The following is a 23,919-nucleotide window of genomic DNA, read 5'->3' as shown; positions in this document are numbered from 1 at the left end:
CCCGCTCCCACAGTGTAATGTCTTTATATGTAGATCGGTGTCTCTTTATTGAGACTCGCTGATCCCCAGCGCCACCATTTTCTTATACAACGTCGACCGCCCAAGCCCCAGCCGCTTCGCCGCCTCCACCACATTCCCCTCACACGCCTCCAACGCCGCCCCGATTACCTGCCGATCAAATCGCTCCCGCGCCACACTAAAACTCTCCCCCTCGACCGGCACCACCGTACTGCCACGCTGCACCGGGGTGAACGTACCAATCGCCGCACGAATTTCCCGGGCATCCAACACCAAGTCATCACTCAACAACGCCGCGCGCTCCAGCACGTTACGCAGCTCACGGATATTCCCCGGCCACGCATGCTGCGCCAGCAACGCCAACGCTTCATGATCCAGTTCATGCTGGCTGCGCAGTTCCTCAAGGATCGCCTCACTCAACGCCGGGATATCCTCCAACCGCTCACGCAACGGCGGCACCTGGATTGGGAGCACATTCAGCCGGTAATACAGGTCCGCACGAAACTCACCGCGCTTGATTGCCGCTTCCAGGTCCATCGACGTGGCGGCTATTACCCGCACATCGCTGTGCAGCATCTCGTTGGAGCCTACTGGCTCAAATTCTTTTTCCTGCAATACCCGCAGCAATTTGCTTTGCAGCGGCAGGGGCATGTCCCCGATCTCGTCGAGGAACAGCGTGCCGCCTTGGGCGATCTGGAATTTACCGGGACGGCCCTTGCGGTCAGCACCGGTAAACGCGCCCGGTGCGGTGCCGAAGAACTCGGCTTCCAACAGGTCTGCGGGAATCGCCGCGCTGTTGACGCTGACAAAGGCCTTGTGCGCCCGCGTGGAGGCGCCGTGAATCGCCTGGGCGAGCAACTCCTTACCCGTGCCGGTTTCCCCCAGTAACAATACCGGCGATTCGGCACTCGCACTGCGCCGCGCCCGGCGTTTCACTTCAAGGCTGGCGGCGCTGGTGCCGATGAAGTGCGCGAAGTTGTATTTGCTCTGGCGCGAACGCAGCAATGAGCGGGTGGAGGCCAGCTCCTGTTGCATGCTCAGGTAACGTTCGATCAATGGCGACAGGTTGCGCAGCTCATCAAACAAGGCAAAACCAATCGCCCCGATCACCGCGCCTGCGTCGTTGTGGATCGGCAGGCGCATCACCACCAGCGGGCCTTTGGGCGTGTCCTGGATATCCAGCAGGATCGGCTGATCATTGCGCACCACCTGGCGCAGCAGGCTGTTGGAAATCACCTGTTCGCAGGGCTGGCCGATGGCTTCATCGGCGCTTTTCAGGCCGAAACGCTTGGCGTAACGCTCGTTCATCCAGACAATATTGGCGTCGCGGTCGACAATCACCGTGCCCTCGCTGGACTGCTCGATAATCTCGAACAGCGACTGGATGGCCAGGCCGCGAACCTGTTGGTAATCCTTGAGGTTATCGGTGATGTTCATGCTCATGCCACCCACACAAAATATAGATAGGATCGCGGTCCTGTGGGAGCTGGCTTGCCTGCGATGGCGCCCTTCAGATCGCTATCGCAGGCAGCCAGCGCCTACAGGGGAATGTGCGCCGCGGCTAAAAGCTCTTTGGTATAGGCATGCTGCGGCGAATCAAACACCTGGTGGCTCGCGCCGGCCTCCACCACCTTGCCGTCCTTGATCACGATCATGTCGTGGGCCATGGCGCGCACCACCGCCAGGTCATGGCTGATAAACAGGTAAGTCAGGCCGTATTTCTCTTGCAGTTCACGCAGCAGTGCCACCACTTGTTTCTGCACCGTACGATCGAGGGCCGAGGTGGGTTCGTCCAGCAGCATCAGCGCCGGCTTGAGCACCAGGGCGCGGGCGATGGCGATACGTTGGCGCTGACCGCCAGAAAACTCATGCGGATAACGGTGCCGGCTGGCAGGGTCAAGGCCCACGTCCTTGAGCACCTGAACCACCTGTGCATCGCGATCGGCCAGGCTGCACGGCGCGTGCACTTCCAGGCCTTCGCTGATGATCTGCTCCACGGTCATGCGCGGGCTGAGGCTGCCGTAAGGGTCCTGGAACACCACCTGCATCTGCTTGCGCCATGGGCGCATTTGCTGGTTATTCAGCGGGTCGAGGGCTGCACCCTGGAAGCGGATGCTGCCGCTGGAGTCGAGCAAACGCAGGATCGCCTGGCCCAAGGTGGATTTACCCGAGCCAGACTCGCCGACGATCCCCAGGGTCTTGCCGCGCTGCACGCTGAGGCTGATGCCATCCACCGCACGCAGATAGGTTTTGCGCCGAAACAGGCCGCTGCTCAGCGGGAATTGCACGCTCAGGTCGTCGACCTGCAACACCGTCTCGCGCTCATCGCTGCACAGCGCATCACCGGCCGGTTCAGCATCCAGCAGCAGGCGGCTGTAAGGGTGCTGAGGCGAATTGAACAGGGTCTGGCAGTCGGCCTGTTCGACAATCTCCCCGGCGCGCATTACGCACACGCGTTGGGCAATGCTGCGCACCAGGTTGAGGTCATGGCTGATCAGCAGGAGCGACATGCCCAGGCGTTGCTGCAAGGACTTGAGCAGCAGCAGGATCTTGCGCTGCACGGTCACGTCCAGGGCGGTGGTGGGTTCGTCGGCGATCAGCAACTCCGGCTCGCAGGCCAGGGCCATGGCGATCATCACCCGCTGGCGTTGGCCACCGGAGAGTTGGTGCGGGTAGGCCTTGAGCCGCTCCTGGGGTTTCTGGATGCCCACCAGCTCAAGCAATTCGAGGATGCGCGCCTGCGCCGCCTTGCCGCCCAGGCCCTTGTGCAGCAGCAGGGTTTCGCCGATCTGCTTTTCGATGCTGTGCAGGGGGTTGAGGGAGGTCATCGGCTCCTGGAAGACCATCGCAATGCGGTTGCCGCGCAGCTTTTGCAGGGTAGCCGCTGAGGCACCGATCAATTCCTGGCCTCGATACTTCACCGAACCTGTGGTTTGCGTACCGGCTTCGGGCAGCAATTGCAGGATCGAATGGGCCGTCACCGACTTGCCCGAGCCCGACTCGCCCACCAGCGCCAGGCATTCGCCGGGGCGCACATCCAGGCTCAGGTTGCGCACCACGGTCTGGCCAGTGAACGCGACGCTGAGGTCGCGGATTTCGATCAAGTTCATACGGGAGCACTCATGAACGGGGGTCGAAGGCATCACGCAATGCCTCGCCGATAAATACCAGCAGCGACAGGATCAGCGCCAAGGTGAAAAACGCCGTCAGGCCCAGCCACGGCGCTTGCAGGTTCTGTTTACCCTGGGCGATCAGTTCGCCCAGCGAGGCGCTGCCTGCCGGCATGCCAAAGCCCAGGAAGTCCAGGGCGCTCAAGGTCGAAATCGCCCCCGTCAAGATAAACGGCAGGTAGCTCAACGTCGCGGTCATCGCGTTGGGCAGGATATGCCGGCGAATGATCTTGCCGTCACCCAACCCCAATGCTCGTGCGGCCTTGACGTATTCCAGGTTGCGCCCGCGCAGGAACTCGGCGCGCACCACATCCACCAGGGCCAGCCAGGAAAACAGCGCCATGATCCCCAGCAGCCACCAGAAATTCGGCTCGACAAAGCCGGACAGGATGATCAGCAGGTACAGCACCGGCAGCCCGGACCACACCTCCAGAACGCGCTGGCCAATCAAATCCACCCAGCCGCCGTAATAGCCCTGCAAGGCACCCGCCGCAATGCCGATGGCGGCGCTGATCGCCGTGAGCGCCAAGGCAAACAGGATCGACACCCGTGCGCCAAAGATCACCCGCGCCAACACATCCTGCGACTGGTCGTCGGTGCCCAGCCAGTTCACCGTTGAAGGGGGGCTGGGGGCAGGGCGGGTCAGTTCGTAGTTGGGCGTGTCGTCGCTGAACGGGATCGGCGGGAACAGCATCCAGCCGCCGTCCTGCTTGATCAGCTTTTGCACGTAATCGCTGCGATAGTCGGCCTGGAACGGCAGCTGGCCGCCGAATTGCTGCTCGGTGTAACGCTTGAATACCGGGAAATACAGCTCGTTCTTGAAGCTCAGCACCAAAGGCTTGTCATTGGCGATCAACTCGCCGCCGAGGGTCAGGATAAACAGGCCGATAAACAGCCACAGCGACCACCAGCCGCGACGGTTCTTCTTGAACCGCTCGAAACGCCGACGGGCAACGGGAGACAAATTAAGCATCAGGCGTTCCTCGCGGCGAAGTCGATACGCGGGTCCACCAAGGTGTAGCAGAGGTCACCGATCAGTTTTATCAAGAGGCCGAACAACGTGAAGATAAACAACGAGCCGAATACCACCGGATAGTCCCGCGATACGGCGGCTTCGTAACTCATGCGGCCCAGGCCGTCGAGGGAGAAGATCACTTCGATCAGCAAGGAACCGGCGAAGAACACACTGATAAACGCCTGGGGAATGCCCGAGATCACCAGCAACATGGCGTTGCGGAATACATGACCGTACAGCACGCGTCTTTCGCTCAAACCTTTGGCGCGTGCGGTAACCACGTACTGACGCGTGATTTCATTGAGGAACGAGTTTTTGGTGAGGATCGTCAGCGTGGCGAAACCGCCAATCACCAACGACGTTACCGGCAATACCAGGTGCCAGAAATAGTCGGCGATCTTGCCCACGGTGCTCAGTGCTTCGAAGTTTTCCGAGACCAGCCCGCGCACCGGGAACCAGTTCAGCGAGGTGCCGCCGGCAAAAACCACGATCAGGAACATCGCAAACAAGAACGCTGGCATGGCATAGCCGATGACGATCGCGGTGCTGCTCCACACATCGAAGCTGCTGCCGTGGCGCACGGCCTTGCGAATGCCCAGGGGGATCGACACCAGGTAGGTGATCAGCGTTGCCCATAAACCAAGTGAAATGGTCACGGGCATTTTTTCCAGGATCAGGTCGATCACCGTCTTGCCGCGAAAGAAGCTGTTACCAAAATCCAACTGGGCATAGCTCTTGAGCATCAGCCACAGGCGTTCCGGCGCGGGCTTGTCGAAACCGTATTGTTTTTCGATGTCCTTGATCAACTTAGGGTCCAGGCCACGACTGGCGCGGGAACCGCTGCTGATGCCTTCGCCGGATGACCCGCCGACGCTACCGCCGCCGATGCCTTGCAGGTTGGCGATGGCTTGCTCAACCGGACCGCCGGGGGCGGCCTGTACGATCACGAAATTCACCAGCAGGATGATCACCAGCGTCGGGATGATCAGCAACAAGCGCCGCACGATATAGGCAAACATCAGCGCGCACCTCCGCGTTTTTTCAACTCGGCTGTCATTTGTTCATTCGTCAGTGGCGTGGGGCTGATTTCCCACCAGGTTTCCAGGGCTTCGTCGTTCTTCGCCTCGATGGCCGGGCGACCGAAGCGGTTCCACCACGCGGCCGAAGTGCCCGGTGGGTAGTAGTTGGGGATCCACAGGTAATTCCATTGCAGTACCCGGTCCAGCGCGTGGGCGTAGGTGAGCATCTGCGCCTGGGTGTCGGCCTTGACCAGGCCCTTGATCAAGGTGTCGACGGCCGGGTCCTTGAGCACCATGTAGTTATTGGCGCCGGGGTCATAGGCCGCCGCCGAGCCGAAGTAGTTGTACAGCTCCATGCCTGGCGACGTGGTAACCGGGAAGCCGATTACGATCATGTCGTAATCTCGCGTCATGATTCGGTTTACATACTGCGAGGAGTCGATACGGCGGATATTCAAGGTGATGCCGATCTGGGCCAGGTTGCGTTTGTACGGCAGCAGCAGACGCTCGAGGCCGTTCTGCGTATTGAGGAAGGTGAACTCCAGCGGCTCGCCCTCGGCGTTCACCAGTTTATCGCCTTCAGGTTTCCAGCCGGCTTCTTCCAGCAAGGCCAGGGCTTGCAACTGCTTGTCGCGGATCATGCCGCTGCCATCGGTCACCGGTGCCTTGAAGACCTGGGTGAAGACCTCGTCGGGAATCTGGCCGCGCAAGGGCTCAAGAATCGCCAGCTCTTCTTTGCTGGGTAACTGACTGGCAGCCAGCGGGCTATTAGAGAAGAAGCTCTGCTGGCGGATGTACATGTTGCGCATCATCTGCCGATTGGCCCATTCGAAGTCCCACAGCATCGCGAGCGCCTGGCGCACGCGGCGGTCCTTGAACATCGGCTTTTGCACGTTGAACACATAACCCTGGGCCGCTTGCGGCATCTGCTTGGCCAAATGAGCGCGTTGCAGGCGGCCATCATCGAGGGCCGGGCCGTTGTAGCCGATGGAATAACCGGTGGCGGAAAATTCGCGGTTGAAATCGTAGGCGCCGCCGCGCAAGACCTGGCGGGCCACTTCGGTGTCACCGAAATATTCCAGGCTCAAGTGATCGAAGTTGTACAGGCCGCGGCTGACAGGCAAGTCCTTGCCCCACCAATTCGGGTCGCGGGTAAAGGTGATGGTGCTGCCGGAGTCGATCTTGGTGATCGTGTACGGACCGCTGCCCAGTGGGGCCTCGTAACCGCCACCATTGGCGAAATCACGGGTTTTCCACCAGTGCTCGGGGAAGACGGGCAGGGTGGCAATGTCCAGGGGCAGGGTGCGGTTTTCATTGCTGGAGAAGTCAAAACGCACCTGGCGCTCGCCTTCGACTTCGACGTGCTTGACGTCGGCGAACAGCGTGCGAAAACGCAGGCTGCCCTGGGTCATCAACAGGTCGAAGCTGTAGCGCACGTCTTCGGCGGTGATCGGCTTGCCGTCGGCAAAACGTGCCTTGGGGTTGAGGAAAAAGCGCAGCGACAGGCCGTCCTCGGCGCGTTCCATTTTTTCGGCGACCAGGCCGTAGACCGTATAGGGCTCATCCAGGGAGCGCTGGGCGAGGGGCGCGTATAGCCAGCCGTCGACCTGGGAAACGCCGATGCCCTTGTCGATATACGGCAGCACATGGTCGAAACGCCCGATCTCAATGGCCGAGCGGCGCAGGCTGCCGCCCTTGGGGGCATTCGGGTTGGCGTAGTCGAAATGGCTAAAGCCGGCGGGGTACTTGGCCGGTTCGCCGTATACCGTCAGGTAAGGTTGGGGCGCCGCAATCACGGCGGTGCTGGCCAGCAGCAGGGCCAGGGTCGAGCTAAACAGGTAGGAAAAAGCCAATCGCATTGTCAGCCTTGAACGCCGTGTGAAGTAGAAAAAGGATTTGTACGCTAACGGCATCAGCGTCGCCAGTCATCACATGCACAACGGCCCACCAAAAGGCGGGCCGTTGTTTATAGCATCAGCGCAGACTGGATCAGTCCTGGCGGCTGGTGACTTCCAGCAGGTGGTAGCCGAACTGGGTTTTCACCGGGCCTTGCACGGTGTTGACCGGGGCGCTGAATACGACAGTGTCGAACTCTTTTACCATCTGGCCTGGACCGAACGAGCCCAGGTTGCCGCCGTCGCGGCTGGACGGGCAGCTGGAGTTGGCTTTGGCGATTTCTGCGAAATCGGCGCCGCCTTCGATTTGGGCCTTGAGTTCGTTGCACTTGTCTTCAGTGGAAACGAGGATGTGACGGGCGGTGGCTTTGGCCATGGGAAGTAACTCCTTGAGTAAAAAGGGTGAGCGTACCGGATTCAGGCGGTTATTTCCTGGCAAAGTTCCACTGGGTTTCGGGTGCTGCGCTAAACCTGAGTAAGCATCTATCCATTGTCTAGCTGCTTCGGCTTAGCGCTCATAAGCGTTCAAGGCAGGACGATATAGTCGTTTTGCTGGATGATGGGCCGATGCGGGCCTTGCACCAAGTGCAGGTAACGGCCGTCCACCAGGTCGATGGGGAGGCAGTCGTCTATATCCATCACGGCGTCAGTATGGGCCTGGGACCAGTGACGCAGCATCTGTTGCTTGCCTTTGCTCATCGCGTCCTGCTTGTTGCGTGCGACCACCAGCAGGTAGTGGTGAGCCTCGCCAAAACTGTTGGCTTCATACCCACCCAGGTTGATGAAGTACAGGTGCTGCGCGCCGGCAGCCGGTGCCAAGTGGCTTATCTCGACTTTCCAGCCGTCGACGCCGTCCACTGCCATCCACGAATCGATATGCACGCCCTTGGGGCTGCCGAACCAGTCAGCGCGTAATTGCGGGTAGGCCGCTTCCAGCGTGTCCGCCACAGCGAATACCACATCGTGCACTTCAATCTTTGCGCGTGGGTGCTTACCCCCGAGCATGACGACAAACAGCATTGCAGGTTCTTCCTGGCGACTTGGCAAAGGCTAACCATACTTCGATTGAACCCTTTTGTCCGGTCAATGCCACACTGTTAATCCGCGAACTTATCAGGAGGTTGTCATGCGTACCATTGATCTGGCGGGCGTTCCCGTCCCTGTCATCGGCCAGGGAACCTGGCGCATGGGCGAAAACCCCGACCAGCACCGCGCCGAAGTCGCGGCGTTGCAACTGGGCATTGATGAGGGCATGACCCTGATCGATACCGCCGAAATGTATGGCGAGGGTGGTGCTGAAACAGTCGTCGGCGAAGCCATTCGCGGTCGGCGTGACCAGGTGTTCCTGGTGAGCAAGGTCTACCCGCACAACGCCAGTCACAAAGGCGTTCCCCGTGCCTGTGAAGCCAGCCTCCAACGCCTGGGCACGGACTACATTGATCTATATCTGTTGCACTGGCGCGGCCAATATCCTCTTGAAGAAACCGTCGACGCCTTTGAGCGCTTGCGCGAAGCCGGCAAGATTGGCCGCTGGGGCGTCTCCAATTTCGACGTGGCCGACCTGCAGGAGCTCGCATCTCCAGCCTGCGCCACCAACCAAGTGCTCTACAACATCGAGGAGCGTGGTATCGAATTCGACCTGCTGCCCTGGTGGCAACAGCATCACTTGCCCTTGATGGCGTACTGCCCGATCGCCCAGGGTGGCGAGCTGTTGGCCAGCCCGACCCTCAAGCAGATAGCGCGGCGCCACGAGGTTACGCCCGCCCAGGTTTCCCTGGCCTGGGTGTTGCGCCAGGACGGTGTTATCGCGATACCCAAGGCCGTCACCCCCGAGCACGTGCGACTCAACGCAGCGGCCGCCAAGCTGGTACTGGATGAGCACGACCTGGACGCTATCGATCGCGTGTTTGGCGCGCCCAAGCGCAAGCACCCGTTGGCGATGGTTTAGCCAACTGGCAGGAACGGCGTCTTCCTTGGCGCCGTTCCTGTATCAATTCTCCCTAGCCCGCAACCGGGCTGCGCCAGTCATCAGACCCCGATGTCCCGGACACTTCATGGGTCCACACGATCTTGCGATACGTGAAGTACACATCTTCCAGGTGCGTGAAATGGGCGTTGTCCGGGTCCTGGCAATTGGGCATGCGTGACTGGATGTCAACGATGGTCGCCCCCTCCAACTCAATGGTGAAGTAGTGTTCCTGGGTGCCGGCCGACGAGGTGCGCAACCATTCCAGCCGACACTTGACCTCTTCGCCGCTGGTCAATGCGCTGAACAGCAATGGCGAAGACTTATCGAAGACCTTGCTGATCATCAAGGGCTTATGGACCCTCTGGCCCGTTGGCTGGCCCGACTGCGGATCGCGGGGAATGATCACCTGATGAGCAAAGGCCTGGACCAGGATCTGGTCCTCATGGCCTTCCTGATAAATGTTACCTACCGAGTCCTGGGTAAACGTGCCTGCCGTAATCAAACCTTGTTTGACACCGGTGATGGAGAGATACGCGGGTGTTGGCATGACGGGTTTCCTTGCCTGATTAATGAGGTAGTCCCAACCGATAAATGTGCCGGCTGGGCAAATACCTATAACAAGAAGCGTGCCTGAAAGTACGTCGCCCAATAAAATTAGGGGGGCAGCGTTATATGTGCATGGAATTTCTATGAGATAGGCGAGTTTTAATTGCTTTGGACGGTATTTGATTGCGCAGCGGTGCGCATTTAGTTGCTCAGATAGATCGCTTGGTAAAACTTACAGTTTTCGAAGAGGTCGAGCATCTACAGTTGTTTAAGTGCGCAAAAAGCTGCGCATTCGTCGATTTAGGATTTTTGTAGGAAAAGGATTAAGTGTAATTCCGTCGCTTGCTGAATGTTATAGGCGTGGCTAAGGTTTGGGAGCTTTGCAGGGGTTTCTGCAAAGTACAGATGGCTTTCTGATGTGCAGTTTTAAATGTGATTAGTTGGCCTTTTTGTCTCGGTTAGTTGCGCGCGGTGCCAAATGTCTTATTCGGACGAGCTTTGTGATTATTGGCTTGAAGTTGCACGTTCGCCGTGTACGCAAACACGTTTTGCGGGCAGCGATATGCGCTTTTCAAGTGAGTATGAAGTCTTGGAATCAGAGCTGGCCAAGGTGCAGTCGATTCATGGCAACGGCCAGCCCGATTGGCATAAGGTCCTGGAAACCAGCGAGATCCTGTTACGCCAGCAGTCCAAGGATCTGAAGGTGGCCGTCTGGCTGACCTGGGCGCTGCACCAGCGTGAATCCTTCCCAGGCTTACTGGCCGGGCTCGGGTTGCTGCGTTATCTCTGCGAGCATCATTGGTCGGCGGTCTACCCTGAAAAACCGCGCACCCGTGGCGCGGCATTCGGATGGTTGGTGTTGCGCCTTGAGCCCCTGTTTATGCAGGGCCCGCCGCTGCAGAACCAGCAGCCTCTATTCCGTGCCGTGCTTGAGCACCTGATATGCCTCGATGAGCTGTGGACCAAGCACTTGGGCGATGACGCGCCGTTGCTGCTGCCGATACGCAGGCAATTGGCCCAGCGATTGGAGCGGGCTGCGCAGGGCGACGCCCCGGCGGTGGGGTTGAATGGCGTCATTGCGCAGGTCAAGCAGGCGACCAGCCAATTGCTCAAACCCGAAGCGGTGGTGGACAACGAAAAAGACGCCAGCAAGTTGCTGCGTACGTTGCAGGAACAAGCCCGTTCCCTGTGTGCCTGGTGGTTGCGCCAGAACGCTACTGACCTGCGCGCGCTGCGCCTGAATCGAACATTGACATGGCTGGCACTCGCCAGCTACCCGGATGCCGATAATGAGCGGGTCACCGCCTTGCGCGGGCCAGCCCCCGACAAGCTCAAGCGTTACCACGAACGTTTTGCCCAAGGCCATCACGCCGACCTGGTGCTTGAACTCGACGTCAGTCTCTGCGGTGCGATGTTCTGGTTCGATGGGTTGCGCATGCTCTGGCAATGCCTGGAGGCCTTGCAGGCCGAACAGGCCATGACCGAACTGGAAGTGACCTTCGCTCTGTTGTTGCAACGCTTGCCTGAGCTGCCGGCCTTTCGCTTTCACGACGGCGCCCCTTTTGCCGATGCCGTCACGCGCGACTGGATCACGCTGCAGGTTGCGCGTCATCTACAAATGCCCGAATCACCTGCAGCGGTGGTTGATGCTGAAGCCGAGCCCTGGGAGATCGCCTTGCAAGGCGTGGCGCCCCGGCTGCTAAAGGACGGGCTCAAGGCCGCCATCCATGAACTCAAGCAAGGCATGCACGCCGCTCGCAGTGATCGCGCGCGTTTTTATTGGCGGCTGGCCCAGGCGCGCCTGTGTGTACAGGCCGGCAAACATGAGCTGGCGAAGATCCAGCTCGAACACCTCGACCACGAATTGCAACGTACGGGCCTGGAACGCTGGGAGCCGGAGCTGGCCCTTCAAGTCACCCAGCTTTTGTATCGCTGCTGCGATCTGCTGCCACAAAACCACGCCGTGCGCGAACGCAAGGAAGACACCCACCGCAGGCTGTGCCTCTTCGATCTGGAAGCGGTACTTGAATAGGCTTTCGAGCCACTTAAAAAGGAGATACACCATGGCCAAAGAAGGTTCGGTAGCCCCCAAGGAACGTATCAATATCACGTTCAAACCCGCCATCGGCGGCGCGCAGGAAGACGTCGAACTGCCATTGAAATTGTTGGTGCTGGGCGATTTCACCCAGCGTGAGGATGTGCGCAAGCTCGAAGATCGCAAGCCTATCGCGATCGACAAGAACACCTTGGATGACGTGTTGGCCAAACAGGCGTTGAGCTTGACGCTCAACGTGCCCAACCGCCTGCAGGAGGAGGCAGACGTTGAGGAACTGGCCATTCAGGTCCGCATTAATTCCATGAAGGATTTCAATCCCGCGAACCTGGTTGAACAGGTTCCCGAGCTGCACAAGCTGATGGCGTTGCGCGAGGCACTTATGGCGCTGAAAGGACCATTGGGCAACACCCCGAGCTTTCGCAAGGCTATCGAACAGGCCCTGGCCGATGACGAGTCCCGCACCCGGGTATTGGCGGAGCTGGGGCTGGACACCCCCGACACCTGACATTTTTCAGTAAAAGGACACTGACCACATGACTACACAACAGCACCCGCTACCTGCACCAACCGCTGACCAGTACAGCATCCTCGACAACATAGTTGCGCAGACACTACTGAGTGCGGACGACGAGGCGTATGGCATTGCCAAACGTGGCGTCTCAGCGTTTATCGAAGAGTTGATCAAGCCGCAAAACCGTGGCGAGCCCGTCAAGAAACGCTTGGTCGACCGCATGATTGCCGAGATCGACACAAAGCTCAGCCTGCAAATGGACGAAATTTTGCACCACCCGGACTTCCAGGCGCTGGAAGCCTCCTGGAAGGGGCTGCAATTGCTGGTCGACCGCACCAACTTTCGCGAGAACATCAAGATCGAGCTGCTGAACGTCTCCCGTCAAGACCTGCTGGAAGACTTCGAAGACTCACCGGAAGTGACTCAGTCCGGGTTGTACAAACATATCTACAGTGCTGAATACGGTCAGTTTGGTGGCCAGCCTGTGGGTGCGATTATCGCCAACTACTTCCTGTCACCCAGCGCGCCCGATGTGAAGCTGATGCAGTACGCATCCAGTGTGGCTTGCATGGCCCATGCGCCTTTTATCGCTGCCGCCGGGCCGGCGTTCTTCGGATTGGAAAGTTTCACCGGTTTACCGGACCTCAAGGATCTGAAAGACCATTTCGAAGGCCCGCAATTTGCCAAATGGCAAAGCTTCCGCCAAAGCGAAGACGCGCGTTATGTCGGGTTGACGGTACCGCGATTCCTGCTTCGTACGCCCTACGATCCCCTTGAATGTCCAGTCAAGACCTTCGCCTACCATGAAAACGTGGTCAACAGCCATGAGCACTACCTGTGGGGCAATACTGCCTACGCCTTTGCCACGCGCCTGACTGACAGTTTCGCGCGGTTTCGCTGGTGCCCGAACATCATCGGCCCGCAAAGCGGTGGGGCAGTGGAAGACTTGCCTTTGCATCACTTCCACAGCATGGGCGAAATCGAAACCAAGATTCCGACTGAAGTACTGGTGTCCGACCGTCGTGAATACGAACTGGCGCAAGAGGGCTTCATTGCCTTGACAATGCGCAAGGGAAGCGACAATGCCGCGTTTTTCTCCGCCAGCTCGGTACAAAAGCCGAAATATTTTGGCCTCAGTCCCGAAGGCAAGGAGGCCGAGCTGAATTACCGCTTGGGTACCCAGTTGCCTTACATGATGGTGGTCAATCGCCTGGCCCACTACCTCAAGGTCCTTCAGCGCGAGCAACTGGGGGCGTGGAAGGAACGCACCGACCTTGAACTGGAACTCAATAAATGGATTCGCCAGTACGTGGCCGACCAGGAAAACCCCAGCGCCGAGGTGCGTGGGCGGCGCCCCTTGCGCGCAGCGCGCATTGTTGTCAGTGACGTCGACGGCGAGCCCGGCTGGTATCGCGTCAACCTGAGTGTACGGCCGCACTTCAAGTACATGGGGGCAGACTTCACGCTGTCCCAGGTTGGCAAGCTCGACAAAGAATGAGCAGAGGCCAGGGAATGCCCCACCACCAAAATCTTTTCGAGCGCCTCGCGGCTGCCCCCGCATGTGGAGTGACATCCGTCGCCATCCATCTCGGGAAAATGCTCAGTATCCGTGCAGGCAGCGTACAGACGCTGCCGGACTACGGTTTGCCCGACCTCAATGATATGAATCAGAGCCTGCATGAATCATTGAGTCAGTCGCGTCTGTTGATCGAGCGATTTATCCGAGCCTACGAGCCGCGCTTGAAGCATGTGCGGGTCACAACACTGCCACGGGATCATGACCCATTGGCCCTGGCGTTCGCTATCGAAGCCACGCTGATGGTCAAGGGCATCCGCCAGCCCGTGGTGTTCACCGCGCGGCTATGTGACACCGGTCGTGTAGAGGTCATGCCGGATGTCGTTTAACCGTTATTACCAAAGCGAGCTCAGTGCGTTGCGGCAGCTTGGACGGCGGTTCTCCGAACGCAATCCGGCGCTTGCTCCCTTTCTCGCGGAGTCAGGCCAGGACCCGGATGTAGAGCGCTTGCTGGAGGGCTTTGCGTTTCTTACGGGTCGCCTGCGGCAGAAACTGGATGACGAGCTTCCAGAGCTGACGCATTCGCTGATGCATTTGCTTTGGCCGAACTACATGCGACCGATGCCCGCCTTCAGCATCCTGCAGTTCGACCCCTTGAAACATTCCGGCCCTGGTGTGTGGGTCGCGCGGGATACACCGGTCGAAAGCGCCCCAGTCAACAACGAGCGATGCCGTTTTCGTACCTGTTACGCCACGCAGGTTCTACCGCTGCGACTGAGCGCGCTGGAGTACAGCTGCCAAGCAGCGTGTGCGATTTTGAGCCTACGCCTGGACGTGAGCGACGAAGGGAATTTCAGTGAATCGACCTTCGATCATTTGCGCCTGCATCTGACGGGAGATCGCTACATCAGCCAGGAGCTATACCTGAGCCTGTTGCGTCATCTTGGCGGTATCGAGCTACTGCCTTTGGGCCGCGATGGCCAGCCGCTCGAGGGAGGTGATGGGCAGGCGATATCGCTGCGATTGAGCGCCGACCGGGTACAACCCGTGGGGTTCAGTGAGGAGCAGGCGTTGATTCCGTATCCGTCGAACACTTTTCGCGGGTATCGCCATCTGCAGGAGTACTTTGCCTTTCCCGACAAGTACCTGTTTGTCGATGTGGGTGGCCTGGAGGTACTGCGCAGTTTGCCCGGTGAATTACTCAAGCAAGTGTACGGGGTGGTGTTGCGCTTCGAATTGCGCAATCCATCGCGTGAGTCCCAGGTGCCTACCCTGGATAACGTGAAGCTGTACTGCACGCCCATCGTCAACTTGTTCACGCATGACGCCGTACCGATTCGCCTGGATGGCAAACAAGACGAATACCTGCTGATTCCCGGCGAGTATTCACGAGAGAACGCTGGCGTGTTTTCCGTAGACAGTGTCACCGGTTGGCAGCCTGGGGGGCTCGGATATCAGGCCTACGTACCCTTCGAATCCTTCGAGCATGATGGCGACACTGACCTTTCGCAAGGCGCACCGAGTTACAGCATTCGCCAACGGACGTCGGCGCAGCATGCGGGGCTCGATACCTGGCTTAGCTTTGGTAACGGACTGGCAGTGGAGCCACAGACGCTGTCGATCGAATTGACCTGCACCAATCAAAACCTGCCTCGGCTGTTGCAGGTAGGCGATATCAATCAGCCTTGCGAGCAGACGCCTGAGGGGTTGTCATTCCGCAATATCTGCGCACCGACAGCCAGTTTTTCTCCGCCCCTGGACCAGGATTTTCTGTGGCGGCTTATCAGCAACATGTCGCTCAACTACCTGTCATTGAGCGACATCAATGCCTTGAAGATGATCCTTCAAACCTACGACTTTCCTCGCTATCACGACCGGCAGGCACAGAAGGTCAGTGACAGAAGGTTGGGTGCGATGCGATCCGTCAGCCATACAGCTGTCGACCGATTGCAGCGTGGCTTGCCGTTTCGCGGCGTACGAATCGATCTGACCATCGACCCCCAAGGCTTTTTGGGGCAGGGCGAGGTATTCGTGTTCGCTTCGGTGCTCAACGAATTCTTCGCGCTCTACGCCAGCCTCAATGCCTATCACGAATTAAGAGTCATCAGCACACAAGGAGACGTGTACCTATGGTCACCAAGGATGGGGCAGCAGCCCCTGCTTTGACGCAACTGTCCCGGGTCATTCGCGAATATTCGCTGTTCCAGGCGGTTTTGCAGGTGATCGAGCGTCTGCGCGATGCTCATCCGTTATTGGACGACGACGCGCTGTATGACCTGTTGGACTTTCAGGCCAACCCAGGTCTTGGTTTTCCTGGTCACGATATTGACCAAGTGGAGTTTTTTATCGAGCACGAACAGTTACGTGCGCGTCTTCGCCTGAACGTGTTGGGCTTGTGCGGTGCGGGATCGCCATTGCCTGCGTTTTACGGCGAGCAGGCCTGTGCCGACGGAGTAGGGGGCGACACTACGCGAGACTTCCTGGACGTGTTTCACCACCGCTTGCAACGACTGATGCTGCCGATCTGGCGCAAATACCGTTATCGGGCGTGTTTCCAGGCGGGCGCGTGCGATGCCTTTTCCGAGCAGATGTTTGCGTTGATCGGGTTGAGAGGGCAGCAGATTCGCAATGCGGCGCAATTGGACTGCAAGCGGCTGCTGCCCTACCTGGGATTGCTTAGCCTGCGGGCACATTCGGCAGCCATGATCGAGACGGTGCTGCGCTACTACTTCAAGCACCGCCGTTTGTTCATCGAACAATGGGTCTTGCGCACGGTAGTGACGGCTGAGTCGCAGAAAAACCAGCTGGGTGTTGCGAACAGCGTGCTCGGCCATGACCAGGTGCTGGGAAGCCGTGTCGCCGACGGTAGTGGCAAGTTCAGGGTGCATCTGCAGGGCCTGGGCTGGCACCCATTCCATGGGTTTTTACCCACTGGCAAGGACTACCCGCTGCTGTGTGCGTTGGTGCGGCTGACGACGCGGGATCCTTTGGCGTATGACCTGCGCCTCGTACTGGCCAAGGAAGAAATCAGGCCGTTGCACATTGGCGAACACAACGTTTGTCGACTCGGCTGGACCAGCTGGCTGGCACATGAGTGCGCCGACGGTGTGGTTCTGGTGCCGAGCAACGCTCATTAGGGACGAATCATTATGATGAATGTGGATCTGCAACAACTTATCCAGACGTTGACTACCCGGACCCGCCGAGATTTGGAGCGCGCTGCTGAACGCTGCGTAATGCGCGGCGGCAGGGAAGTGCTGGTGGAAGACCTGCTGTTGACGCTGCTGGAGCATCACGACGGCCTTCTTGTACGGGCATTGGCGGATGCGGGCATCGAAGTTGGCGAGCTGCAAGCCACACTGCAGCCCAAGGGTGAGTCGAGTGCCTCGCGCAATCCAGTGTTTGCCCAGGCGCTTGTGCAGTGGCTCCAACAGGCCCTGATGGTTGCCCATCTCGAGCTGAGACAGAATGAGGTCGATCACGCCGCCCTGTTGCTGGCACTGTTGCGTCACCCGCTAAACCACGCAGGAAGTGGCTATCAGCGCTTACTAGGCCGGTTGGATGCGCAGCGTGTACATGGCTTCGTGTCGAGTCAGGCGCCTGAAATTCATCCTGCGCGGCAGGATGAATCATTGCTGGAACGCTTCACCCACGACCTGACACGCCAGGCCCATGAAGGGCGTATCGATCCGGTGTTGTGTCGCGATGCCGAGATCGGCCAGTTGATCGACATACTGATGCGCCGGCGCAAGAACAATCCAATACTTGTCGGCGAAGCCGGGGTAGGCAAGACGGCCGTTGTCGAAGGCCTCGCGCTGCGCGTTGCGAGCGCCCAGGTGCCGGAGCCTCTGCAGGATGTGAGGGTGTTGACTCTGGACATGGGCCTGCTGCAGGCCGGTGCAAGTATCAAGGGGGAGTTCGAACGGCGTCTCAAGGGCGTGATCGACGAGGTCAATTCCTCGGCAAAGCCCGTGATTCTGTTTATCGATGAGGCGCATACGTTGGTAGGCGCTGGTGCCCAGGCGGGTGCGTCGGATGCCGCCAATCTGCTCAAGCCGGCCCTTGCGCGTGGCGAGCTGCGTACCATCGCCGCCACTACTTGGTCGGAATACAAGAAATACTTCGAAAAAGATCCAGCATTGGCGCGGCGTTTCCAGCCTGTACGGGTTGGCGAACCCAGTGTCGAGCAGGCGATTTCGATCCTGCGCGGGCTGGTGTCGGTATATGAGCGCAGCCATGGTGTTTATGTGCGGGACGACGCGGTTGTGGCGGCGGCGAAAATGAGTGCCCGTTACCTGGCCGGGCGCCAGTTACCCGACAAAGCGGTAGATGTGCTGGACACCGCCTGCGCCCGCTTGAGGATCAGCCGGGAAACAGCGCCGCTCGCGTTGCAACGCCTGTACGCGGAGCAAGCAGAGGACGCGCGGCAGCTCCAGGCTTTGAGCCGAGACAGGGACGAAGGGCATCCCGTCGATGAGCAAGTCTTGCGCGCGCTCAGCCTGCGCACGGAAGCCGTGGAGTGCGAGCGGCAGCATCTGGAACAACGTTGGCAGGAACAGCAAATACTGGCGCAGCAGGTGTGCCCGCGCCTGGTGGCTGAGGTCATCAGCGCCTGGACCGGTATCCCGGTTGAGCAACTGGCACTTGAGCACAGTGCGCGGGTCCTGGGCTTTGCCGATGCGCTGCGTTCGCGCATCCTCGGTCAGGAACACGCGGTGCAGGCCTTGGATCGCAATCTGCGCGCCGTTGCCACAGGGCTCAATAAAGCCGACGCGCCGGTCGGTGTATTCCTGCTGGTCGGCCCAAGTGGCGTGGGCAAGACCGAGACTGCGCTCGCCCTCGGCGATCTGCTGTATGGCGGTGAGCGTTTTGTCACCACCCTCAACATGTCGGAATTCCAGGAAAAACACTCGCTGTCTCGGTTGATTGGCGCGCCACCCGGTTATGTTGGTTTTGGCGAGGGCGGAGTGCTGACCGAAGCCGTGCGCCAACGCCCGTATTCGGTGGTGCTGCTCGATGAGGTCGAGAAGGCCGATCCGGAAGTGTTGAACCTGTTCTATCAGATTTTTGACAAGGGCCTGGCCAATGACGGGGAAGGCCGGGAAATCGACTTCCGCAACACATTGATCCTAATGACTTCCAACCTGGGCAGCGAGCGCATCGGTGAACTGTGCGCAGGTGGTCAACGACCTGGCGTGCAAGTGCTGCAAGAGGCGATCCATCCGCTGCTGCGCGACCATTTCAAGCCTGCGTTGCTGGCCCGGATGCGCGTGGTGCCGTATTACCCAGTCACGGGTGAAATTCTGTATGACTTGGCAAGGCTCAAGCTGGAACGACTGGGGCAACGGTTGCAACTGCGCAAGCTGGCATTCAGCTATACGCCAGAGTTGGTTGCGCACATGGCCGAGCAGTGTATCCACGGCGACAGCGGCGCTCGTTACATTGACCAATGGATCGAACTCCATTTATTGCCGCAGGTGGTGGATCGGCTGCTGGCGGCCATGGCTCAGGGCGAATCCCTGGACCATGTGCATGCATACCTTGCGGGTAGCGGCTATCCAGTCTGTGAGTTCAGCCAATGAGGGACAACCGGTCCACCCAGATACCCCATCCCCTGGCCCACGCCGATGTGCTGCTTGGCTGGTTCATTCGCCTCGGAATTGATGGCGACGAAGCCACTTTGCCCGGCCTGTGCGTGACGGCGGTGGCGCAACTGAGCCAGTGTGAACTCAGTCAATTGTATTGGCGAGATGAATCCACTGGCCGACTTGAACTGATCGCCCAGCATTTACCCGGCGTGCTTGGCCATGGTGATCTGGTCTGCACGAAGGACTTCCAGCATGAGCAGGTGTTGCACTATGTGCTTAGCCATCAAACCGCCTTGAGCCTGGAAGACCTCGAAGGCAGCGTTTACGAATGCGGGTTCCTGCCTGCGATGGCGACACCTTGGCGGGCCCTGTCATGCGTGCCGTTGTTCAACCGAGGCAAGGCCATCAACGGCGTGCTGCTGTGTGCCAGCCCGTGCCGGAAAAATTTGCACGACTGCATCACCGCCCTGGGCCAACTGGGCAGTTTTGCCTTGATGCAACTGGCTTTGTTGCGGCGTAGGCGCTCCTCAGAGAGCCTCATCCGGTCAAGTGGCTGCACGCTTCCCTCACGTACGGCATTTGGTTTGATCGGCAGCAGCACGGCCATGGATGAGACGTATCGCCTGATCGGTAAGGTTCTGGATACCCCCTACACCGTATTGCTGCGCGGCGAGACGGGCACCGGTAAGGAGGTGGTGGCGCGAGCGATCCACTCTGCGGGGCCGCGCAGCGGCAAAGCTTTCGTGGTGCAGAATTGCGCAGCGTTTCCCGAAGGGCTGCTGGAAAGTGAACTGTTCGGCTATCGCAAAGGCGCGTTCACAGGGGCTGAGCGCAACCATGCCGGGCTGTTTGACACGGCGCACGGTGGCACGCTGCTACTGGACGAAATCGGCGATATGCCGCTGTCGCTGCAGGCCAAATTGTTGCGGGTGTTGCAGGAAGGTGAAGTCCGCCCCTTGGGCGCGAGTGCGGCACACAAGGTTGATGTGCGCATTATCGCCGCGACTCACCGTGACCTTGGCGCGATGGTGGCCCAAGGCAGTTTCCGGGAAGACCTTTATTACCGGCTGGCACAGTTTCCCATCGAGCTGCCGCCCCTGCGCGAGCGCGACGGCGATGTGTTGCTGCTGGCGCGGGAATTCGCGCTAAAGGCCTCTGCTGCGCTTGGACGCGAACCGGTGGCGTGGTCCAACGCAGCCCTGGATCAACTGTCGAGTCACACCTTCCCCGGCAATGTCCGTGAACTCAAATGCCTGGTGGAGCGTGCGGTACTGCTCTGTGATGACGGTGTGATCCTGCCGGCGCACCTGTCCTTGTCTGTGTCACCCACCAATGAGCCCATTGACGCAACGTTGCGCCAACGCCTGGAGCGGGTAGAGCGGGTATTCCTGATCGATTGCTTGCACAAGAACCGTGGCAATCGCACCCGTACTGCGCGTGAGTTGGGCGTCGCACGGCGCACGCTGCTCTACCGGCTGGCGCGCCTGAAGATCCCCGTTGGCGATGTTCGTGAGGAGTGCTGATTTGGGAGCGTGTAGGCACCTTACTTTCATGGGAGATACCTGATGCCTTTTCATCCGTGGCAAGCCCTGGTGCTTGTGCTGTGTTTGCTGAGCGGCTGCAACGCCAATTATGTATTTGATGATGCCGACTACCGTCCGCTGGGTGATCCCCAGTCGGTCCGTCGTGGGCAGTGAGCAGAAAGGAGCGCTGCTATGCAATTAGTGTTTGAAGTCTGCAGTACCGCAAGCGGCGCGCCGCCTGCTCGCAAGACGTTTGATGGTGTCGGCGGTGTGATCGGCCGTGGGACAGGTTGTGACTGGGTCATCCCTGATGCCAGTCGCTTGATTTCCAGCCACCACGGCTTGGTCAGTTATCGAGAAGGTTGCTATTTCCTGACCGATATCAGCAGCAACGGTATCGGTGTGTCAGGAGGCGTGGAGCGTTTTTGCAAGGGCCAGGCCCGGCTGATCAGTGATGGAGATGTGTACCAGTTGGGCAGGCTGGATATTCGCGCCCGCCTGATGGCACGTGACCGGCAGGCTTTGGCTCGTGATGACGCGATTCCAGACGATGCGTACCTGGGGCTTGACCCTCTCGAAACACTGGACCGCGATCAACTTCACGACGATTCATCCGCACAGCAGGACGCTTTGCGCACGTCAACGCCGACAGCCGCCCAATCGCTATGTCAGGGGACTGTGGACCGCGATCACTTGGTCATACCGACGTGGGCTGAGCCGACCAGGGAGGTGATATCTCCCGAACCCATCACAGCCGCACCTGCCGCGCTGGAAACTTTCTGGTCGCAGTTCGCGCAAGCGTTGGGCCTGCAGGTGGACACGCTTGATACGCAGGGTCGCGAAGCCCTGGCGATCAGGGCGGCGGGCCTGCTCAGGCAAACCATCGAAGGCTTGCAGCAAAGCCTACGAACCCGTGACGAACTTAACAGTGAGATCAATGCGGCGTTGGCCGGCCCGCTGCTCAATACCCATAACCCACTGAAAACGTGTGCCGACAGCCACGCAGCCATGACGTTGTTGCTGGGCGCTGATGAGTCGAATCGCCTCTCCGCCGAGCAGGCAGTCGCTCAGGTGTACCGCGACTTGCAAGTTCACCAACTGGCCTTGGTCGTGGCTTGCCAGGCCGCCGTACGGGGTGCATTGACAGCCTTTGCACCTGGGCACCTGCTGCTGTGCTTCGAACGTGAGGGTAAGCCTCCCAGGTTCCTTACTGATGGTGCCCATTGGCGAGCGTACCAGCGCCACTATCGACGGCTGACTGTCGAGGAACCTTTGGGCGAGCAGTTGCTGCGTAATGACTTTTCCAAGGCCTACGAGGAGCAGGTGCGCCTGGTCTCTACCTTGCACGCCGGTTACCCAGGATGATGTCCATGTATCGAGTCGCTGTTACATCAATGCTGTTAGCGCTTGCCCTGGTGGCCGGCTGTAGCAGCCTCTCACCGTTTTCAACCCTGACCAAACTGGACCTGACATTGACGGCCAGCGACGAGGTCAATCCTGACCTTCACGGGCGTCCGTCACCGGTGGTGGTGCAACTGCTTGAGCTGCGGCACCCCGTGGCCTTTGAAAACGCCGATTTTTTCAGCCTCTACAGCCGGGCCGAGCAGACACTGCCCAAAGATTGGGTGAGCAGCGAGGAGTTGGAATTGCGGCCCGGCGAACAGATGACGCTCAAGCTCAGCGTTGAGCCGCACAGCCGTTATGTCGGCGTGCTGGCAGCCTATCGCGACTTGCCTCACGTGCAATGGCGGTTGGTGTTGCCCGTGGGCCCGGGGCAACTGACCCGTGCCGAAATCGTGCTGGACCAGAAGGGTATCCAAATGGCAGCGCCTCACATTGACAGGGCGGAGGATTGAGATGCAGATCCATAACGTTAAGCGATCTCAAATTGTTGGGCACCGCGACGTTCATTCTGGCGGCCACCGCCCAGTGCGATACGGAGGAGCTGCGTCATCGTCTACCGGCGCATCTCAAGATCGGTCCCGTGGAGCGTATCCGCGAGCTGGTGAACCTGCACCTTGCCGGCATCAAGGTCACACCGCTGCCGGTGGCGCCGAGGCAGATCCCGTTTCATGCCGGCAAGACCTATTTCATGCTCGAACTCAGTCCCCGTGACATCGCGCAGTTGGAGCAATCGGGTGGTTTTGCCTTCCACGCCAGCGGCGAATTCGCCGAGCTGGAACTCAACTTCTGGGCTATCAGGAACTGAACACCATGACTATGGACAGTGAATACCCGCAGGACGAAAAAACCGTGCTGCTTGACCGCGACGGGCTCGGCCCGGCGCAGGGGCCAGTTACGGACTTCCCATCGCCGCCCCGCTTCGAGCAACTGGAAGACCGAATGATTTATGCCGCCCACCTGCAGGGGGCACAGAACTTCAAAATGGGTTCCAACATCCTGATGGCAGCGGCCTCGGACCTTCTGTCGCAGGTTGTCCAGCTCAAGGTCAGTTCCGGTCGGGACAGCCTGCAGGGGCTCAATGACCAGCTTTCAGCGGGCGTCAACGCGTTTGAGACCCATGCCTTGCAGCTGGGGGCAGAGCACAGTCAGGTGATGTCGGCGCGTTATGTGCTGTGCAGCGTCATTGATGAGGCTGTCGTCACCACGCCGTGGGGCAGTCGCAGCGACTGGTCAAAGAGGAGCCTGTTGAGCCGTTTTCACAACGAAACCTTCGGGGGCGAAAAGTTTTTCCAGTTGTTGGAGCGTTTGTCCCGCGACCCCGTCAAGCATGTGGCCATGCTGGAGCTTATGTACCTGTGCATGGCGTTGGGGTTTGAAGGCAAATACCGCGTCATGGCGCGTGGAAGGGCGCAACTGGAAACGTTACACGATGCTGTTTACCGCCAGATCAGGCATGTGCGAGGTGACCGGCTGCCGGTTTCCCTGTCGCCAGCGGCGGGTAGGGCATCCCGGGCACCGATACGCATCGTCTCCGCCACGTGGGTCGCGATATGCGTACTGGCCGCTTTGCTCGTGATGTATTCAGGGTTTGCCTGGGTGCTGGGCCAGGCGCGCATCACGACGCTGCAAGCTTCTCAATCTTCGGTGTCAGGCCTGTTTCAGACGTCCTCTTAACGCAGGGAGCAATGA

At 59.3% G+C, this 23,919-nt stretch carries 21 protein-coding genes and 1 pseudogene; 14 read left to right on the top strand and 8 right to left on the bottom strand.

The features are described 5' to 3' along the window. Positions 1-45: 45 nt before the first annotated feature. The 7 genes from BFP95_RS00265 to BFP95_RS00235 all read right to left on the bottom strand — a co-directional run bounded on the left by BFP95_RS00265 (position 46) and on the right by BFP95_RS00235 (position 8,137). Positions 46-1,455, bottom strand: coding sequence for a sigma-54 interaction domain-containing protein (locus tag BFP95_RS00265; protein ID WP_065908912.1), 1,410 nt, complete (start codon positions 1,453-1,455; stop codon positions 46-48). Positions 1,456-1,556: 101 nt separating this feature from the next. Beyond that, positions 1,557-3,128, bottom strand: coding sequence for an ABC transporter ATP-binding protein (locus tag BFP95_RS00260; protein ID WP_065908872.1), 1,572 nt, complete (start codon positions 3,126-3,128; stop codon positions 1,557-1,559). A 10-nt stretch (positions 3,129-3,138) separates the two neighbouring features. Next, positions 3,139-4,161, bottom strand: a complete 1,023-nt coding sequence (locus BFP95_RS00255; protein ID WP_065908870.1) for an ABC transporter permease — start codon at positions 4,159-4,161, stop codon at positions 3,139-3,141. After that, positions 4,161-5,222: a microcin C ABC transporter permease YejB gene (locus tag BFP95_RS00250; RefSeq protein WP_065880686.1), complete on the bottom strand. Its 1,062-nt coding sequence runs from the start codon at positions 5,220-5,222 to the stop codon at positions 4,161-4,163. Before BFP95_RS00250 ends, BFP95_RS00255 begins: the two co-directional genes overlap by 1 nt. Beyond that, complete coding sequence (locus tag BFP95_RS00245; protein WP_065908867.1) at positions 5,222-7,081, bottom strand: extracellular solute-binding protein; 1,860 nt, start codon at positions 7,079-7,081, stop codon at positions 5,222-5,224. The genes BFP95_RS00250 and BFP95_RS00245 overlap by 1 nt, the downstream gene beginning before the upstream one ends. Positions 7,082-7,211: 130 nt before the next feature. Continuing rightward, complete coding sequence (locus tag BFP95_RS00240; protein WP_010210937.1) at positions 7,212-7,493, bottom strand: peptidylprolyl isomerase; 282 nt, start codon at positions 7,491-7,493, stop codon at positions 7,212-7,214. Between the two features lie 149 nt (positions 7,494-7,642). Beyond that, positions 7,643-8,137 (bottom strand): DUF1543 domain-containing protein, encoded by a 495-nt coding sequence (locus BFP95_RS00235; protein ID WP_065908864.1) that lies wholly within the window; start codon positions 8,135-8,137, stop codon positions 7,643-7,645. A gap of 106 nt (positions 8,138-8,243) precedes the next feature. Here BFP95_RS00235 and BFP95_RS00230 point away from each other — a divergent pair, with 106 nt between their 5' ends. Beyond that, positions 8,244-9,065: an aldo/keto reductase gene (locus BFP95_RS00230; protein ID WP_049712952.1), complete on the top strand. Its 822-nt coding sequence runs from the start codon at positions 8,244-8,246 to the stop codon at positions 9,063-9,065. 52 nt (positions 9,066-9,117) lie between these two features. Here the strand turns inward: BFP95_RS00230 and BFP95_RS00225 are convergent, their stop codons facing one another. Then, positions 9,118-9,633: an Hcp family type VI secretion system effector gene (locus BFP95_RS00225; RefSeq protein ID WP_012724698.1), complete on the bottom strand. Its 516-nt coding sequence runs from the start codon at positions 9,631-9,633 to the stop codon at positions 9,118-9,120. Positions 9,634-10,110: 477 nt separating this feature from the next. On the opposite strand from BFP95_RS00225, the gene tssA reads away from it, so the two are divergent. The 13 genes and pseudogenes from tssA to icmH all read left to right on the top strand — a co-directional run bounded on the left by tssA (position 10,111) and on the right by icmH (position 23,904). Continuing rightward, positions 10,111-11,664, top strand: a complete 1,554-nt coding sequence (gene tssA / locus BFP95_RS00220; RefSeq protein WP_083224180.1) for a type VI secretion system protein TssA — start codon at positions 10,111-10,113, stop codon at positions 11,662-11,664. 31 nt (positions 11,665-11,695) lie between these two features. Beyond that, the gene (gene tssB, locus BFP95_RS00215) at positions 11,696-12,193 is read left to right on the top strand and encodes a type VI secretion system contractile sheath small subunit (RefSeq protein ID WP_065872017.1); all 498 of its coding nucleotides are present in this window, start codon (positions 11,696-11,698) and stop codon (positions 12,191-12,193) included. A gap of 28 nt (positions 12,194-12,221) precedes the next feature. Next, positions 12,222-13,697, top strand: coding sequence for a type VI secretion system contractile sheath large subunit (gene tssC / locus BFP95_RS00210; protein ID WP_065908861.1), 1,476 nt, complete (start codon positions 12,222-12,224; stop codon positions 13,695-13,697). A gap of 14 nt (positions 13,698-13,711) precedes the next feature. Beyond that, positions 13,712-14,104, top strand: a complete 393-nt coding sequence (tssE, locus tag BFP95_RS00205; RefSeq protein ID WP_065880689.1) for a type VI secretion system baseplate subunit TssE — start codon at positions 13,712-13,714, stop codon at positions 14,102-14,104. Further along, positions 14,094-15,881 carry a type VI secretion system baseplate subunit TssF gene (gene tssF / locus BFP95_RS00200; RefSeq protein ID WP_065908860.1) on the top strand — a complete coding sequence of 596 codons (1,788 nt, stop codon included), beginning with the start codon at positions 14,094-14,096 and terminating at the stop codon, positions 15,879-15,881. The genes tssE and tssF overlap by 11 nt, the downstream gene beginning before the upstream one ends. Further along, positions 15,845-16,852, top strand: a complete 1,008-nt coding sequence (tssG, locus tag BFP95_RS00195; protein ID WP_065908857.1) for a type VI secretion system baseplate subunit TssG — start codon at positions 15,845-15,847, stop codon at positions 16,850-16,852. The genes tssF and tssG overlap by 37 nt, the downstream gene beginning before the upstream one ends. 12 nt (positions 16,853-16,864) lie before the next feature. Then, on the top strand, positions 16,865-19,297 hold the full coding sequence (locus tag BFP95_RS00190) for an AAA family ATPase (RefSeq protein ID WP_065908855.1): 2,433 nt from the start codon (positions 16,865-16,867) through the stop codon (positions 19,295-19,297). Then, on the top strand, positions 19,294-20,826 hold the full coding sequence (locus tag BFP95_RS00185) for a sigma-54 interaction domain-containing protein (protein ID WP_065880693.1): 1,533 nt from the start codon (positions 19,294-19,296) through the stop codon (positions 20,824-20,826). The genes BFP95_RS00190 and BFP95_RS00185 overlap by 4 nt, the downstream gene beginning before the upstream one ends. Before the next feature lie 42 nt (positions 20,827-20,868). Continuing rightward, positions 20,869-21,000, top strand: a complete 132-nt coding sequence (locus BFP95_RS00180) for a type VI secretion protein (protein ID WP_065880694.1) — start codon at positions 20,869-20,871, stop codon at positions 20,998-21,000. A gap of 18 nt (positions 21,001-21,018) precedes the next feature. Further along, positions 21,019-22,191: a type VI secretion system-associated FHA domain protein TagH gene (gene tagH, locus BFP95_RS00175; RefSeq protein ID WP_065908852.1), complete on the top strand. Its 1,173-nt coding sequence runs from the start codon at positions 21,019-21,021 to the stop codon at positions 22,189-22,191. A 5-nt stretch (positions 22,192-22,196) separates the two neighbouring features. After that, positions 22,197-22,682 (top strand): type VI secretion system lipoprotein TssJ, encoded by a 486-nt coding sequence (gene tssJ, locus BFP95_RS00170; RefSeq protein WP_065908850.1) that lies wholly within the window; start codon positions 22,197-22,199, stop codon positions 22,680-22,682. Between the two features lie 17 nt (positions 22,683-22,699). Continuing rightward, positions 22,700-23,035 (top strand): annotated as a pseudogene (gene tssK / locus BFP95_RS00165) (type VI secretion system baseplate subunit TssK); the annotation flags it as partial. Between the two features lie 5 nt (positions 23,036-23,040). Then, a complete protein-coding gene (icmH, locus tag BFP95_RS00160) occupies positions 23,041-23,904 on the top strand; it encodes a type IVB secretion system protein IcmH/DotU (RefSeq protein WP_175405966.1) in 864 nt (287 codons plus the stop codon). Positions 23,905-23,919: the final 15 nt, after the last annotated feature.

Origin of the sequence: Pseudomonas sp. 58 R 12 (assembly GCF_900005865.1) — a bacterium.
In the GTDB taxonomy this organism is placed as follows: domain Bacteria; phylum Pseudomonadota; class Gammaproteobacteria; order Pseudomonadales; family Pseudomonadaceae; genus Aquipseudomonas; species Aquipseudomonas tritici.
This window is presented reverse-complemented; position numbering and strand designations above follow the sequence as displayed.

What these genes read in the sequence shown, in the direction of transcription:
- BFP95_RS00245 (WP_065908867.1), bottom strand. Translation starts at nt 7,081, where the DNA reads ATGCGATTGGCTTTTTCCTACCTGTTTAGCTCGACCCTGGCCCTGCTG.
- BFP95_RS00240 (WP_010210937.1), bottom strand. Translation starts at nt 7,493, where the DNA reads ATGGCCAAAGCCACCGCCCGTCACATCCTCGTTTCCACTGAAGACAAG.
- tssG (WP_065908857.1), top strand. Translation starts at nt 15,845, where the DNA reads ATGGTCACCAAGGATGGGGCAGCAGCCCCTGCTTTGACGCAACTGTCC.
- tssC (WP_065908861.1), top strand. Translation starts at nt 12,222, where the DNA reads ATGACTACACAACAGCACCCGCTACCTGCACCAACCGCTGACCAGTAC.
- BFP95_RS00230 (WP_049712952.1), top strand. Translation starts at nt 8,244, where the DNA reads ATGCGTACCATTGATCTGGCGGGCGTTCCCGTCCCTGTCATCGGCCAG.
- BFP95_RS00180 (WP_065880694.1), top strand. Translation starts at nt 20,869, where the DNA reads ATGCCTTTTCATCCGTGGCAAGCCCTGGTGCTTGTGCTGTGTTTGCTG.
- tssF (WP_065908860.1), top strand. Translation starts at nt 14,094, where the DNA reads ATGTCGTTTAACCGTTATTACCAAAGCGAGCTCAGTGCGTTGCGGCAG.
- BFP95_RS00250 (WP_065880686.1), bottom strand. Translation starts at nt 5,222, where the DNA reads ATGTTTGCCTATATCGTGCGGCGCTTGTTGCTGATCATCCCGACGCTG.
- BFP95_RS00265 (WP_065908912.1), bottom strand. Translation starts at nt 1,455, where the DNA reads ATGAACATCACCGATAACCTCAAGGATTACCAACAGGTTCGCGGCCTG.
- tssE (WP_065880689.1), top strand. Translation starts at nt 13,712, where the DNA reads ATGCCCCACCACCAAAATCTTTTCGAGCGCCTCGCGGCTGCCCCCGCA.
- BFP95_RS00185 (WP_065880693.1), top strand. Translation starts at nt 19,294, where the DNA reads ATGAGGGACAACCGGTCCACCCAGATACCCCATCCCCTGGCCCACGCC.
- tssJ (WP_065908850.1), top strand. Translation starts at nt 22,197, where the DNA reads ATGTATCGAGTCGCTGTTACATCAATGCTGTTAGCGCTTGCCCTGGTG.
- BFP95_RS00235 (WP_065908864.1), bottom strand. Translation starts at nt 8,137, where the DNA reads ATGCTGTTTGTCGTCATGCTCGGGGGTAAGCACCCACGCGCAAAGATT.
- icmH (WP_175405966.1), top strand. Translation starts at nt 23,041, where the DNA reads ATGACTATGGACAGTGAATACCCGCAGGACGAAAAAACCGTGCTGCTT.
- BFP95_RS00260 (WP_065908872.1), bottom strand. Translation starts at nt 3,128, where the DNA reads ATGAACTTGATCGAAATCCGCGACCTCAGCGTCGCGTTCACTGGCCAG.
- BFP95_RS00255 (WP_065908870.1), bottom strand. Translation starts at nt 4,161, where the DNA reads ATGCTTAATTTGTCTCCCGTTGCCCGTCGGCGTTTCGAGCGGTTCAAG.
- BFP95_RS00190 (WP_065908855.1), top strand. Translation starts at nt 16,865, where the DNA reads ATGATGAATGTGGATCTGCAACAACTTATCCAGACGTTGACTACCCGG.
- tssA (WP_083224180.1), top strand. Translation starts at nt 10,111, where the DNA reads ATGTCTTATTCGGACGAGCTTTGTGATTATTGGCTTGAAGTTGCACGT.
- tagH (WP_065908852.1), top strand. Translation starts at nt 21,019, where the DNA reads ATGCAATTAGTGTTTGAAGTCTGCAGTACCGCAAGCGGCGCGCCGCCT.
- tssB (WP_065872017.1), top strand. Translation starts at nt 11,696, where the DNA reads ATGGCCAAAGAAGGTTCGGTAGCCCCCAAGGAACGTATCAATATCACG.
- BFP95_RS00225 (WP_012724698.1), bottom strand. Translation starts at nt 9,633, where the DNA reads ATGCCAACACCCGCGTATCTCTCCATCACCGGTGTCAAACAAGGTTTG.